This window comes from Bordetella ansorpii (assembly GCF_900078705.1).
Classification (GTDB): Bacteria; Pseudomonadota; Gammaproteobacteria; order Burkholderiales; family Burkholderiaceae_B; genus Bordetella; species Bordetella ansorpii_A.
Genome location: NZ_FKIF01000007.1, coordinates 144567 through 159672 on the forward strand (window position 1 = coordinate 144567; position 15106 = coordinate 159672).

Here is a 15106-nt window from a genome sequence, read left to right on the forward strand (position 1 = left end):
CATGAAACCCGAAGGCGTCACACGCTCGCAGTGGTGGGTGATGGCGTATCTATCGCGCCATGACGGCATGTCGCAGAAGCGACCTGGCGGAAATGCCGGGCATCGGGCGCGCCGCCCCGATCTCCTTCAATCCACGCTGGCGCCTGCCTGTTTCACCAGCGGCACCCACTTGTCGATGTCCTGCTGGATGAAGGCGCCGAACTGTGCCGGGGTATCGTCGCGGTACACCTCATAGCCCAGCGACTCCAGGCGCTTCTGCATGTCCGCGTCTTTCATAACGGCCCGGGCTTCGCGGTTCAACCGTGTCACCACGGCGTCCGGCGTGCCCGCAGGCGCCATCAAGCCGAAGTCGACCGAGATCAGGTAACCCGGCACGCCGGCCTCCTGCATCGTCGGCACGTCAGGCAGCAACGGCGAACGGGATTGGCCGGTGGTGGCCAGGGCCTTGAGCTTGCCTTCCTTCACCAACCCCGACACGCTGGGCGTGTTGTAGAAGCCGAAATCGACCTCGCCCGCCATCACGGCGGTCACCCCCTGGGGCGCGCCGCGATACGGAATGTGCATCGCCTGCGTCTTGGTCAGTGCCTTCAGGTATTCCGAGGACAGGTGGTGCGTGGTGCCATTGCCGCCGGACGAGAACGTCAGGCGGTTCGGCTCGGCGCGCATGGTCGCCACCAGGGCCTGCATCGAGCCATAGGGGCTGGCCGGCTTGACGATCAGCACATTGGAGCCGCCGGCCAGATAGGCCACGGGCGCGAAATCCTTCTGCGGATCGTACGGCAGCGACTTGTAAAGGCCCTTGTTGATGGCCCACGTATTGTTCGAGCCCATCACCAGCGTGTAGCCGTCGGGCGCCGCGCGGGCGACGAAACTCATGGCGATCAGCCCGCCGCCGCCCGCCTTGTTCTCAACCACCACGGGCTGGCCCAGGCGGCGGGACAACTCGGGCTGGATGGCGCGCGCCAGGATGTCGGCGGTGCTGCCGGCCGCCAGCGGCACGACGAGGGTGATGGGATGGGACGGGAACGTATCGGCGGCATGCGCCGACCATGCACTGCCGGCCAGCATGGCCAGGCTTACCCCTAGTATTTTTTTCATGACGACTCCGATGGTCGATGCAAATGGCAAGGCGCGGGCTGTTGCCCCGCGAATCCGCCCGTGGCCGCCGTGCGGCGACGCACAAAAGCCAGGTCAGACTATCGGATCGGGTTGCCCTTCCCTAGCGCATGCCGGCTATATCGCCATGTCGCCGCGTTATGCATCCTGGCGGGCCTTGAACGTCCTGATGGTGTTGCGCACCACTGCCGCGAACGCCTGCGCGGCGGGCGACAAGGGATAGTTCGCCAGCCTCACCACCGAGATCGGCCACGCCAGGCCGGGCTCGCGCAAGGGAATTCCCTTGATGCCGCGCGGCATGTGCACCGCGGCGATGCTCGGCATCATCGCCACGCCCATGCCGGCCTGGATCATGCCAACCGCGGTCGACACCAGGATGACGCGCTGCTCCACGCGTGGATAGATGTTGTGGGCCACCAGCCTGCGGCTGATGGCCAGCCAGGCGGGCGCGTTGGGATTGAGCTGGATACAGGGCAGCTCGGTAAGCAGCCGTGCATCGACCGCGGCGCGGCCGGCCAGCGGATGGTCGTCGCGCAGGAACAGCCAGACCTCGCTGTCCCACAGGTTTTCGACCAGGATCTTGGAGTCGTCGGACGCGACCACCGCGCCCAGGCCGATGTCGGCCTCGTGCGACAGCAGCTTGCCGCGGATCTGCTCGACCATGCAGTCGACCACGGTCAACTCGATGTCCGGATGTTTTTCCTGGAAACGGTGCAGGATCTGCGGCAGCAAGGTGGCGGCGCTGACGTGGCCCACCGCGACGTTGACCGATCCCGCCTTCAGCGAGGTCATGTCGCGGCACTCGCGCAGCGCGCTGTCGATGGCCAGGATGGCGCGCCGCGCGACATCGGCGATGGCCTGTCCCTGGCGCGTCAGTTGGATATCGCGGCCGCGAACCACCAGGGTCTGGCCGACCTCGGCCTCCAGGCGGCGGATCAGGTGGCTGACCGAGGGCTGCGACATGCCCAGTTGCTCCGCGGCGCCCGTGAAACTGGCGGCATCGCTGACAGATACCAGCGCGCGCAATTGCCGTAGCGAGACGGCCTCGACAGACTCTTCCATGATGCCACGCTATGTAGAAATAGCTTATATACCATGGCCGCATGCATGTCGGCTCGCTAGGATGGTGTCTGACCCTCCCTCCCCCTTCCCGAGTCCCACGCCATGCCGCATTCCCAATACGCCCGCCACCAGATGGGATCCGCCACCATCGAACCCATGGGCGAATTCGAGGCCGGCAGCTTCGCCTCCTTCACCCTGACCTACACGGCCGGCTATTTCGGCATCGACGACACGGGCTCGCTGAAGATCGTGCACCGCTTCGCCAGCGACATGGGCAAGCCGCAGTTCGACGACCCGGCCGGCTGGAACTACACCACCGTGCAGGCCAGCAACGGCGCCGTGCTGCAGGTCGAGTACGACGGCAAGCGCAACATCCGCCCTTGGGACAAGACACTGTTCATCCGGGTGGTGCGCGGTTACCTGGAGGAAGGCGACCAGATCATCGTGCGCTTCGGCGACACGCGCCAGGGATCGCCGGGCATGCGCGTGCAGACCTTCCACGAACCGACCTTCGAGTTCCGCGTCCTGGTCGACGCCTTCGCCACCTACAACTATGTCGAGATGGAGCACTCGCCTACCATCTCCGTGGTGGCGGGCCCGCCCGCCAGCTTCAAGGCCATCCTGCCCAGCCTGGCCATGCGGGGACAGGCTGTGCGCCTGGGCTTCAAGGGCGAAGACCGCTGGGGCAATCCCTCGAACCGCGTCACGGGCTGCTATGCGCTGCGCAGCAACCTGCGCGTGGCCGGCCTGCCGGCCAGCATCACCGTCCAGGATGGCGACTATGCCACCGTGCTGGACGACCTTGTCCCGGAAGAGGACGGTGACCTGCGGATCGACGTGCTGCGCGACGGTCAGGTCATCGCGTGCAGCAACCCCTGCCGCGTGGTGGCGCGGCCGCGACGTGGCCACTACTGGGCCGACCTGCATGGGCAGTCCGAAGAGACCATCGGCACCAATTCCGCCGAGGAGCTGATCGTGTTCGCCCGCGACCGCGCCTTCCTGGACGTGATGAGCCACCAAGGCAACGACTTCCAGATCACGATCGACTTCTGGCGGCACCTGAACGCGCTGACCGCGCGCTACAACGAGGACGGCCGTTTCGTGATCTTCCCCGGCTATGAGTGGTCGGGCAACACGGGGCTGGGCGGCGACCGCAATGTGATGTATTTGAACGAGAACCGTCCGCTGCACCGCTCGTCGCATGCCCTGGTCGACGATCTGTCCGACCTGGACAGCGACTGCAACAGCGCCGACCAACTGTTCGACGCCCTGCGCGACGAGGACGCCGTGGTATTCGCCCATATCGGCGGCCGCTACGCCGACATCACACTGTCGCACGACGCGCGGATCGAGCGGTCCATCGAGATCCACTCCGACTGGGGCACGTTCGAGTGGCTGCTGGAGGATGCCTTCACGCTGGGCTATCGCGTCGGCATCCTGGCCAACAGTGACGGCCACAAGGGCCGGCACGGCGCCAGCCACCCCGGCGCCTCGCTGTTCGGCGCCTACGGCGGCCTGAGCTGCCTGATCGCCGACGCCCTGACGCGTCCGGCCATCGCCGAATGCCTGCGCCAGCGGCGCCACTACGCCACCACGGGCTGCCGTGCCTACCTGGACGTGCGCGCGCATTTCGCGCGGCCGGCGCAGCGTTGGTCCGACGATCCGAAACTGGGTCTGCCCGTGACGCAGGCGTCCGTGGACAGCGCGGACATGGGCGCCATCCTCGCCTACGACGGCGACGCCGTGGAATTCGAGTTCGACGTCGCGACCCAGGCGCCGATCGAGCGCATCGAGGTGCGCAACCTGATGGAAGTGGTACATGTGATCACCCCGTATGACCGGGACGACCTCGGCAGCCGCATCCGCATGGTATGGGAAGGCTCGGGGTATCGCGGACGTGGCCGGCAGACGGTGTGGGACGGCGAGGCAACGCTGTCGGGCAACGCGTTCGTCGATCCCAGGCCCATCAATTTCTGGAACCTGGACAAGACCCTGGACCAGCCCGAGCCGCGGCGCCTGGCCTGGCGCTCGCTGACCACCGGCGGCTTCAGCGGCGTGGACGTGCGGCTGGAAGATCCGCAAGCCGGAACGCTGCAGATCCACACGCCGCTGGTGGACCTGGAGGTGCCGGTGTCGGAGATCGGCCTGGAGCCCATCGTGCGCGAGAACGGCGGCATCCGGCGCCGGCTGCAGGTGTTCCGCCTGCCCGACCAGAACACGGTCACGCACCTGCGCCAGCGCGTGCGCGTGCCCCTGCATGCGGGCCGGGACAATGCGATCTACGTGCGGGTGACGACGGAAGACGGGTTCTTCATCTATTCCAGCCCGATCTATATCGAGAAGCCGGCGAGCTGAGCCGCGGCGCTGCCCGCCACTTGCGCCGCGAGGCGTGGCGGTGCATCGCGCAAGCGACGGGATCGAGGATCGATGCCGCCCAAGGGTTCATGCCAGGCTGTGCGGCCAGGACATGGCCTCGCGGCAGCAGCGGAAAACCCGTTGATGGCCCCCTCCGGTGCGACCGCCATGTGCAGGCGGGGGAGCGCGGCGGAAGGCTCAGGCGGCGATCTGGCGCCGCCAGGCCGCCGGCGATACCCCCATCACCTTGGTGAACACCCGCGTCAGGTGCGGCTGATCCGAGAACCCGCAGGACAACGCGATTTCCGCGATCGATCGTCCCGGCTCGCGCAGCAGATCGCAAGCCTTCCGCACCCTCTGCTCGAGCAGCCAGCGATGCGGCGGCATGCCCACCGTCTGGCGGAACGCCTTGATGAAATAGCTGCGCGACAGCCGGCAGGCATCGGCGATGTCGGCCACGGAGAGGTTTTCCTCCATGTTGGCCAACAGCATTTCCTTGGCCCGCCGCTCCAGTGCGCGCGACAGCACTCGCCCGCCGCGCACTTCCGGCCAGGCGGCATCGGAGCTGGCGCGGTTGCCGTATTGCGCCAGCAGATGGCTGCCCAGCGCCACGCCCAGATGATCGACCAGCAGCGGCCCGGCCCGCCCGGGCTGATCCAGCACGATGGACGCGGCCTGGGCCAGATGCGTCAGGACCGGATCGCCCGCGCCGGTCTTGGGCAGCAAGCCGTGAACCGGCGGCCCGCCCTTCTCGGCGTTCAGCCGCTCGATGAAACTGCGCGACAGCTCGACCATCAGGAAATCGAAACCGCCATGCAGGTCGGCACGGTAGTCGTCGGTGAAATCGCGGATGTAGATGGAGCCGAGCTCGAAATCATGCGAGGCCACGCGCCGGCCGTCGAAGATGCGCCGGCGATGTCCGCTTCGCAACGCCACGCCAACCAGAAAGCCGCGATCGGACGCCGCCGTGCCCACGCTGCCGAAACGGTCGTCGCGGGTGCTTTTGCGGTAGAGCGTCAGGTCATCAGCATGCAGCTCCTGGTTCAAGGAGAGCTTGCCGGCGGCGCAACCCAGGGCGTCCTTCTTGGGCACGGGCTGAGGATGTGTCTGGATGACGGACATGATGACGATTCCTGATCGCAACGCGGACATTGCGAGTTCAAGCGTAGCATGGGGGCAAGTCAGCGGATATCGAGGATCTGTTCCTCTCGAACGCCACAGCCGGGACGCCAGCGGCAAGACAGCCACCGCCAGCATCGGTGGCCGGCGCTCTCGGCGGCCCCAAAGCGTCTCAGACGAGCCGGGCTCCCAGGCGCAACCCGCCGTCCATATCCAGCGTCATCATCTCCAGCGCGCGGCCGCCCGACCAGATGCTGGGCGCCGCGATCTCGGCGTTGCCGATGTCCTGGCTGGGACCCGGTTCCGCCATGGCGGCAATCAGTTCCGGCGCCTTGGCCATCACGCTGGACACGATCGCGGTCTCGATCGTGACCACGACGAAGCAAAGCGGCCCGCCGAACAGGGACAGTATCGCGCCGCCGATCATGATGGCATCGGCGATGCGCTCGTCCTTGGCCTGCACTTCCGGGTCGATATGCGTCTCGTGCGAGATCTGCGCCGGGCTCAGGTCGATGACGCGCAACCACTGGCTGCCATCCGGCCGCTTCTCCAGCACAAGCGTGTGCTCGGCGTGCGTGAAGGTCGACAGCGATACGCCTTCGTCGTAGAGCACCACGCTCTCCGACTGGCAGACGATGCTGGCGCCCGTGATGGACGCGGAGAAGGACTGCAGCACGTGATGGCGGTCGCTTCCCTTGACCGGCACGGGCGGCAGGTCGCGGGGCCTCTTCAGCGTGATCACCGGCACGACGGGCGACTGCTCGTAGTCGCTTGCGGAGGTACCCTTGAAGGCGGACATCGCGGCGCGGCGCACGACGCTGTCCAACACGGCACGGGACGACAGCAGCACCCCGCAATCGCACCCGGGCGGTACGCTCTCTGGCGAGACGACCTGATCCAGCCCTCCGGACGGCGCCGCCCCATCCGTCAATACCAGCACGGCCAGCAGGCAGTCGTTGATGTCCTGGGCATCGTGGTAGGCGTAGCTGATCCGGGTGGGGCGCATCACGGTGCCCTCGGCACGCTCGGTCCCACCCTGCAGATCGATCGTGGCGAACACGTGCTGAATCGCATCCGGATGGTGGTTCAGCCATTGCTGCACGGCCTGCTTGATTACACCCTGGACGATCGCGTTATCTGTCCCGCTGGCCACCAACTCGCGTACGTAGAACGGGCGCACACCGCTCTGGGTTCCGGGTGACGGCAATTGCAGTGTGGCGCACCGTCCGCCCGAGACGTCCCAATGCAGGACCTCCAGTTCCACCGCGACGATCGCCTGGCCGCCGAACGCGACCCGCTTGCCCGCCGGCGTCACGATAGCGCCTTCGTCCAGGCCCAGCGACAGGCAGATGAGCGAATTGGCGCCGCCCTGGACGACGCGCCAGCCGCCGACCAGCGCCGTCACCTCCATGTCGTCGATGCTCTCCTGCATCCATCGGGGTGCGCCGCTGCGCTCGGTGATGTGCTTGTTGACCTCGGGAATCCGCAGGGCATGCACCATGTCCCAGCCATGCGTGGAGAATGCGGCGGCCGCCACGATCAGGCCTCGATCCTGAAGGCCAGCGTGAACGCGTTGTTCAATCCCGCCGACAGCAAGGTCGCGCCATTCGTGTGCGGCCAGAGGATCGGCGAGACGCAATGGTCCGCGAATTCCGTCATGCCCTTCATGCTGCCGGGGTCTTCGTGCAACGCGCTGATCAGATCCATGGTGCCGCGCTCGCCATACAGCGAACCGGCCATCTGGCCCACCATCATGATGACCAGCGTATTGGTCAGGCCGCCCTGCAGGAACTCCAGCACGCCGACCGAACCGGTCCGGGTCGCGCTGCCGACCGCACGCCAGACCTTGGCGCCCGTGGACTCGACGCGCAAGGCCGCGTCCTGGCCCACTTTGCCCGCCTGCTCGATTTCGGCGGCCATCACCTGCTGCACGTTACGCTCGACCACCGCCGCCTCCTGGCCGGCCGTGCGCGCCACCACGTTGGAGCCGCCTTTCAGCGCCGACGCCGCCTTGCCCGCGATCTTGCCCAGGCCGTGAAACACGATGGCGGTGCCGATCTGCGCGACGATGGACCAGCCTACGGTCTTCAGGGTCTCCTTGGCCATCTTTTCCTGATTGGGTTGCGCCGACAGCGAGGCCTGCGTGCGCTGCGCCCTGAAGGCGAAGTGATCGTGCTCGTCCAGTCCCACTTCGGCATCGCACTCGTAGCTCAGCACGATGTCGATCTCTTCGCTGCCGCCATAAGGCAGGCGCACGTTCTGGAACGACGTGACCATCGACCGGTTCTCGGCCTTCACGGTGAAATTCTTGGCGGGGATCGTGGCGATGCCGTGCTTGCCGTTGCCCGAATACCACTCGGGGTCCAGTTCGAGCTTCAGTTTGACCGGATTCTGGTTCTGGATGGCCAGGGCGTTGCCCTTGGGCGAGACGAAGTCACCGGGGCTCGCGCCTTCGAACAAGGTGTGCAGCCTCGGCCGCACGAACTTGTCGAGGATCAGGTGCGAGCCAATCAGGAATGCGGCATTGGCGTCCTTGTCCAAAGGAATGGCGCTGACCGGTACCGACGAGGACGCGTGGTCCAGCTTGCGGAACTGGGTCATGCCCAGCACGGCGAACAGTGTGTCGACGACCTCGCCGTCCTTGTCCAGGATGTCCGTGACGGCGTAGCCGACCGTGGTGGGCTTGATCCATTCGAAATGGCCCTGCGCCGCCTCTTGCGCAATGTCGACCGACAGGAACACGTAGTCGAACAGGTCCTTTCTGTTCTGCAGCCAATCCTTGATGCCGCCGCAGATCGTGGATTCCATCGACGATTCGAAATTCGGGCCCTTGAGCTCGAGCACGCGGATCTCGTCATGGGCGGCGGCCGGCTTGCCATCCGCCGGCTGCGCGTCCAAGGCCGTCGCGATGGCCGGCGCGGCCCGGTCGCCGATGATCTTCAGCTGCAGATACAGCGGTTTGGCGGGGTCGATCTCGGGCGGTGCGTGATAACCGAGGCTGACCTCGACAATGGCGGTCGTCCCGGAGATATCGACGATCTTCTCCTTCTTGCCTTGCACGGTGGCCTTGCCCGACACGATAGGCAATTGCAGGTGGATCTTGTTGCCCGCCCCGCCCCGTGCGATCTGCCAGGCGCCGAATTCGGCATCGATCTGCAGGTCGTACAGGTCGGATTCCAGCAGTTCCTTCATCCGGAAGGCGTGCGTGCCGACCAGCGGCTCGAAATGCCTGCGCATCGAGGCATTGACGACATCGGCCTTGACGACGTACACGGTGTCCCATCCGTTCGTATCGGCCATGCCGAGCACGTGCCCCGCCTCGTCCGCGTACTTGCACGTGCGGATCGGGTGCGCATCGGCGGCTTGTACGTTGCTCGGGTCCTGCGTCGTGATGTCATTCATGGGAAAGGCTCCTATGCCGGATTCGAGATGGAAACACCGAGGATCAGCGCACCGTTGACGGCGGCGGACCGCAGCACCGCCTTGGGCGCCGGGGCCGATGCGTCGCCATCGGGGCGGCGCATCAGGGGGAAGTTCACCGTTTTCAGGAAGACGTTGGTCGGTTCGTTCATCCTGTCCGGATTGTTCAGGGCATCGATGTCCTTGCGCTCCTGCGAAGGAAACCAGGATTCGACGGCGTTCTGGGCGAAGGTGCTGCCGGCCTGTCCGGCGGCCAGACCCGCGAAATACATCAGGTAGCCCGCCAGCTTCATGGAGGTGGGACGCGGCGCCTCTTCGATGAAGCGCCGTACGTTGGGCAGCGCGTACCCGCCACGGCCGTCGGCCAGGCCCAGCGACACTTCGCGGGCAATGCCCGGGGGCACCTCGTGAATCGTCCCTCCCACCGTTGCGTAGACATGGCTCGGCAAGTGGCTGTCGTCCAGCAGATGAAGCCCTCTTCCCTGCGGGTCAAACAGCGCGCGCATTTCCGATACGAGGCGCAGATAGTGGCCATCGGACAGCTTGCCCGACTGGAAGGACTCGTTGAGCACGTCGACCATATGGCCGTAGGCCGCCTGCGCCGTCTCCGGCCGCATCCTCCTGATGGTGTCGGGATTCATCACGTTGGCCACGCCCAGCTTCTGATTGACCCTTGCGACAAGTTCCTCATGCACGGCTGGCGGGCACATGGCCGCCACGGAGGCGCGCAACCGTTCGAGTCCGCCGTAGATCGTCCTTTGCGCGGCCCGCTGGGCTGCCCGGGCTTGCGGCCCCGGCCCCTGCTGCGGCGCCGGGCGCCGCACACGTACCTGGGGACCCATCGCTCGCCTGCCTCGTATGATCGCTCCGCCCTGCATGATGCGGGCGCGAGGCAACGGCGCCATCTCCAGTTGCATGTAACCGCCTGGCCGGACGGCAGGCACGACGAATTCGGACGATTTCGGAAAACGCGTGCGCATCCGCTGTTCCGTCGTCAACGCCAGCGCGGGCCGGTTGACGCCGTTATGCGCCACCCCGGCCTTGCGCAACAGGCCGAGTGACATCTCGACGGGACGGTTGCTCGCGATCGCCGCCTCGTTGGCCGCCAGGAAATCCAGCGCGAGCTCGTTGATCCTGGCCTTGGTCAACGCCTTGCCGGTCAGGTTGCCGACATAGTCCACCCCCACGGCAATCAACTCCGACGCCACGATGCCGACGAACATGCCGACGTAGTTCACCCACGTGGCCTTGGTATCCTGCGGCAACGAGATCTGGCGCGCGGTGATCTTGGGCTCCCCCGCCAGGACGATGTCCAGGTCGTCGCCGTTGGCCATGATCTGGAAGTCGTACTGGACGCTCAGCAGGATCGAGTAGCCGTCCATGTCGATGGTCATCGACGTGATGCCGGCGGTGATCGCGTTGTTGCCGATCGTGAAGCGCAGCGTCTTGGCGGGAACCGAGGCGGGATACTTCGCCGCCGTGCTGGAGATGGCCGAATTCGCATCCAGCAATGAGATCGAATCGTCAGCGGCGCGCACGTAGTACAAGGTCAGCGCATTGTCGTTGGTGATGGAACCCGTTGCCGGGTCATACGACATGGTCCCCAGCATGGCGCTGCCCAGCTGATGGTTGAAAGCTTCCAGGAACGTGCTGCGCGACACCAGCGCGGGGTTGAGCAGCACGACCGCGTTGATGTCTCCATCCACCGGGATGGCCAGCGGATTGATCTCGGCGGACAGGCCGGTCAAGTCGCCGCTGACGCTGCCCAGCACGGCCAGGACGCCATCGTCCGCGGGATTGACCAGATCCGCCGTCGCATAGCGGAAAGCCTTGGGCAGCGCCCAGGGAATGTTCACGCTGCGCGCATAGTCGTGGTCGTACACCTCCATGATGTCCATTTTGAACATGCTCTGGACGAACGCGTCCTGGCACAGCCAGCTCATGATCTGGTGAACGTCAGGCGGCAGCATCGCGGCATCGGGCGAGGTGACCGAGACGACGGTCGGGGTCGCGTCCACATCCACCCCGAGCGTACGCAGGCCGGCCGTACCGGTTTGCGAGATCTTCAGCACGACCCGGATCAACACCTCGATCAGCGAATAGGTCCTCTCCGGATCCCCCGTGGAGGCATCCGACAGGACGGCGTCCTCGATGCTCAGCCGAAAGAACAGCTCCTGCCCAGCCGCGCCGCGGGCCACTTCGAGACCGGTGACCACGCCCTCCAGTTGATAGTCGTCGGCCACGCTATAGAGCAACGCATCGCCGCCACCGAAGTCGATCTGCAGCCAAGGGGCGCTCTGCGCCAGATGCGTGTTGATCGTGCTGTACTTGAGCGCGTAGATGACGTCCCAGCCCCCCGTCGCGTTGGACAAGGGCGTATGGGCGTCGGGGAACGTGCAGTCGATGCTGTAGACCGCCATGAGGACTCTCCTGTGTCGATCCGCCAGTGCCCGCCACGGCGCGCGCTGGCCGTTTGCCGTCAGAAACGCGTCCGGAACCTGATGCGAAAGGCATGGTCCCGTGCGTTCTGATCGAATCCATAGGTGTTCTGGTAAGAGATGCCGATCGCGACATTGCGGCGCCACTGCGCCTCCACGCCCAATTGCGCGGACACCGCGTCCTGACTGAGGCCCAGGACATCGATGGCGTACGGCGTGGCATCGGTGTCGGCGTAGCCCACCGCCGCCCGGCTCCGGCCCGTGAAACTGCGGGTGTATTCCAGCCTTCCGTTCAAGGCGAACGCGCCCCAGGACGTCGGAATCAGGTATTCAGACCGCATCCCCGCCACGCCCGCGAGCAAGGACAGGTCCTGGTCGGCATACGTCAGGTCGAACGCGCCGGCGCCATGTTCGCGAAAGCCTTTCAGGCGTGTCCAGGCGGCCTGAAGCCTGCCGTACGGCGACAGCAGCAGCTTGTCGCCGCGAAACTCGTAGCCCGAGGTCAGCGACCCGAACACCTGGGCGCCGGTACGCCGGCCCTCGGCCTGGGCGCCAGTGACGGTGACGTGGCGGCGGCTGTCGAAATCCAGGTAGGACATGCCCAGCAAGCCATCGACGAACACCGCGCCGGGGTGATAGCTCGCGTAGACCGCGCCGCTGACCGCCTGGCCGCGGGTGTGCGTGCCATGCTGGCCGATGTCGGTGCTTTCCCGGCCGTAGCCCAGGCCGATGCCCGCGACCAGGTGGCGCGAATACCGGTAGTCCGCGCCGCCGCTGATCCCGACCAGGGTGCGGTCGAGCCGGATCGAATCGGTATCGGACGTGCCCAGATTGACGAAGCCGCCGGTCCAGAAAGCCAGCCGTCCCGGCACGGGGCGAGTATCCCGGGCGTCCGTCTTGCCGGCGGACAGCCGCGGCAACGCGCTCGCGGGCACGGCGCCCAGCGCCTGGGCGATCGGACTGCCCTGCCGTGCATCGCCGTCCCGCATGGCCCCGCGGTCCCGCCGGCCGATCGTGTTGGCGCCCACCTGGATGTCGAACGAATCCGCCTGGCGCAGGCCCTCGTCGTGCAGCCGCTCCAGGCGGCTGCCGAAATTCGAGATCTGCGTAGTGGCAAAGCGCTGCGCCGTCTGCGCCTGCGCCGTGACCAGGCCGATGACTTCCACATCCTTGCTGGGGTCCGGGCGCTGCACGATGGTGAACGTGATGGCCGCCGCAGCGGAGGTATGCCAGGCGTTGGACAGCGTATAGCGAACGATCACGCTGCCGGTCGCCAGCGGCGCTGCCGTGAACGCCATGCGGAACTGGCCCTCGGCGGCGGAAAGCACCGCCTGCCCCTCGGCCGGCTGCGGCGCGTCGACGAGGGCCGCAGCGGTGAACGGGCCGCCGGAAGCGCCCTCCGCCAGGTCGACCGTGGCCGCCGTGCCCGCCATCACTTGCACGGACCGGCTGATGGCCACCGGCATCGGCCCTGCGCTTTGCAGCGTGTAGGAGGCCTGGCCCTGGACACCGTTGGCGTCGGTCGCCGTGACGGTGAACGCGTAACTGCCCGCCTCGGTGGGCGTCCCCGAAATGCCCGCGTCCGACAACACGAGGCCGGCCGGCAAGGCGCCCGCGACCGCATACCGGTATGGCCCCTGCCCGCCAGACGCCGACACCGCCTGCGTGTAGGCGGCGCCCACCGTGCTGCCCGGCAACGCGCCGGGTTGCGGCGACAACGTCAGCACGGCGGCGGCCACGTTGACGGTGACAGTGGCCGGTGCGGACGTGCCGGCGGCGCTGGTGGCCGTATAGGTGAATTCATCCTGGCCGGCAAAGCCTGCGTTCGCGGTGTAGGTGATCGTCGTGCCGGATGCCGTGGCGATGCCGTGCCGGGCCTGCGTGGCCACGTCCACGCGCGTGGCCACGCCGCCGCTCAGGTTGAGTACGACGGCCGTCGCGGTGCCGGCCGTCGCGTTCACCGACACCGGATTGGCGACCGGACGTGGCTGGGCAACGGCCAGCGTATAGGCGAAATCGCCGCGCACACCAGCCGAATCGCTCACCTGCAAAATGAAATTGCTGCTGGCGGCGGCGGTGGGCGTGCCCTTGAGCGTGAGCGTCGCCGCCTCGAACGCCAGCCCGGCGGGCGGCGTACCCGAGACGGTCACGCTGTAAGGCGCGGTGCCGCCCGAGAACTGGAAGACCTGCGAGTAGGCCGCGCCCACCGTGCCGTCGGGCAGCACGCCCGCCTGCGGCGTGGCGGCCAGGACGGGCGCGGCATAGGTGAACGTGCCACTGGCCGTGCCGCCGGCGGTCGTGACCGTTACCGCCACTGCGCCCGCCGCGTGCGCGGGAGTGGTAACGGAGATCGAGGTCGCCGAATTGGCGGTGATGACGCCCGGCACGCCATCGAAGGTGACCGAACTGGCCGATGTCAAATGCGTGCCGGTGATGGCGACGCGGGTCCCGCCCGCCGCCGGCCCGGTAGCGGGCGAAATGCTGGAGAGGGTCGGCTCACCGATATACGTGTAGCCCGAGGGTAGCGTCGCGCTGCCGCCGGCTGTCGTGATCGCGATGTCCACGGCACCTGCTGCGTGCGCAGGCGCGGTCACCACGACGGAAGTCGCGGTGTTCGACGCAATGGTCGCCACTACTGCGCCGAAGGTGACGCTCGTCGCCGCGCCCAGGTTGGCGCCCGTCAGCGTGACCCGGGTCCCGCCGGCCGCGGGTCCGCTGGAAGGCGTGGCCGACGACAGGGTCGGTGCGCCGATATAGGTGAAGCCACCCGGATACGTTGCGCTGCCTCCCGGCGTCGTCACCGCCACATCGACCACCCCTTCCGCATGGACCGGCGTGGTGGCCGTGATGGCGGTCGAGGATCGGGACACGATGGTTGCCGCCGCTCCCCCGAACGTCAGCGCCGATGCGTCGGACAGATGGGTGCCTGTCAGCGTGACGGACGTGCCGCCTGCCGTCGGACCATTATTGGGAGAGACGGCCGTCAGCGTGGGCGATGGCGCGGCCGTGGGCAGCGTGAAGCTGAAGGAGAAGGCGCTGTTGGCGTTCGACGACGCGATCCTGACGTCTTGCGCGCCCTGGAAGGTATAGAGCGTCATTGCATCCGTGGCCGCCGAAGCATTCGTCACGGATTGCAGCGTGATCGTCACTACCCCGCTGTTGATCAGTTCGGTGGAGAACGAGTACGACGCATTCGGCGTGGCCAGAACCTGCGGACTCGGCATACACCCGTTGGTGGTATTGCCGGACCCGATGCCGCAGTTCGCAGGCCCCCGCACCAGATCGCCCATGGCCGCCACCAGGCCGCCCCACCTAGGCGTGGAACGGTCCTGCAGCGTGTTGGTGAAGAACGTCGAGCAAGTGGAAATACTGACCGAGATCGAGTCGCCAACCGCGCCGAAGGCGCCGCCGCCGGTACACATGGCCTGCGCGCGGGCCGGGGAGGACACTGTCAGGGAACCGAGCGTGCCGGCCACCAGCCATAACAGTACGAACAACGCGCGCCACGCCGCCCGGTAGCCATAATGCATGAATCGCACTCCGATATCCCCGCGGCTTATCGAAGTCGATTGCCGCCTCCCACCGTGCGGCGCGCG

Annotated in this window: 8 protein-coding genes; 1 reads left to right on the plus strand and 7 read right to left on the minus strand. The window is 66.8% G+C overall.

Features of this window, described 5'->3' with window-relative positions; all coding sequences use genetic code 11:
* Positions 1–126: 126 nt before the first annotated feature.
* Positions 127–1098, minus strand: a complete 972-nt coding sequence (locus A6745_RS16350; protein WP_066129300.1) for a Bug family tripartite tricarboxylate transporter substrate binding protein — start codon at positions 1096–1098, stop codon at positions 127–129.
* Between the two features lie 156 nt (positions 1099–1254).
* Positions 1255–2178 carry a LysR family transcriptional regulator gene (locus A6745_RS16355; RefSeq protein WP_066129304.1) on the minus strand — a complete coding sequence of 308 codons (924 nt, stop codon included), beginning with the start codon at positions 2176–2178 and terminating at the stop codon, positions 1255–1257.
* A 102-nt stretch (positions 2179–2280) separates the two neighbouring features.
* Here A6745_RS16355 and A6745_RS16360 point away from each other — a divergent pair, with 102 nt between their 5' ends.
* On the plus strand, positions 2281–4533 hold the full coding sequence (locus tag A6745_RS16360; protein ID WP_066129307.1) for a DUF3604 domain-containing protein: 2253 nt from the start codon (positions 2281–2283) through the stop codon (positions 4531–4533).
* Positions 4534–4731: 198 nt separating this feature from the next.
* Here A6745_RS16360 and A6745_RS16365 read toward each other — a convergent pair whose 3' ends face one another.
* The 5 genes from A6745_RS16365 to A6745_RS16385 form a co-directional block, all read right to left on the minus strand.
* The gene (locus A6745_RS16365) at positions 4732–5655 is read right to left on the minus strand and encodes a helix-turn-helix domain-containing protein (RefSeq protein WP_066129310.1); all 924 of its coding nucleotides are present in this window, start codon (positions 5653–5655) and stop codon (positions 4732–4734) included.
* 169 nt (positions 5656–5824) lie between these two features.
* Entirely contained in the window at positions 5825–7189 is a 1365-nt protein-coding gene (locus tag A6745_RS16370) for a TULIP family P47-like protein (protein ID WP_066129312.1), read from the minus strand.
* Between the two features lie 2 nt (positions 7190–7191).
* The gene (locus tag A6745_RS16375; protein ID WP_066129315.1) at positions 7192–9054 is read right to left on the minus strand and encodes a TULIP family P47-like protein; all 1863 of its coding nucleotides are present in this window, start codon (positions 9052–9054) and stop codon (positions 7192–7194) included.
* 11 nt (positions 9055–9065) lie between these two features.
* Positions 9066–11492 carry a TULIP family P47-like protein gene (locus A6745_RS16380; RefSeq protein WP_066129318.1) on the minus strand — a complete coding sequence of 809 codons (2427 nt, stop codon included), beginning with the start codon at positions 11490–11492 and terminating at the stop codon, positions 9066–9068.
* Positions 11493–11551: 59 nt separating this feature from the next.
* Entirely contained in the window at positions 11552–15040 is a 3489-nt protein-coding gene (locus A6745_RS16385) for an autotransporter domain-containing protein (RefSeq protein ID WP_066129321.1), read from the minus strand.
* Positions 15041–15106: the final 66 nt, after the last annotated feature.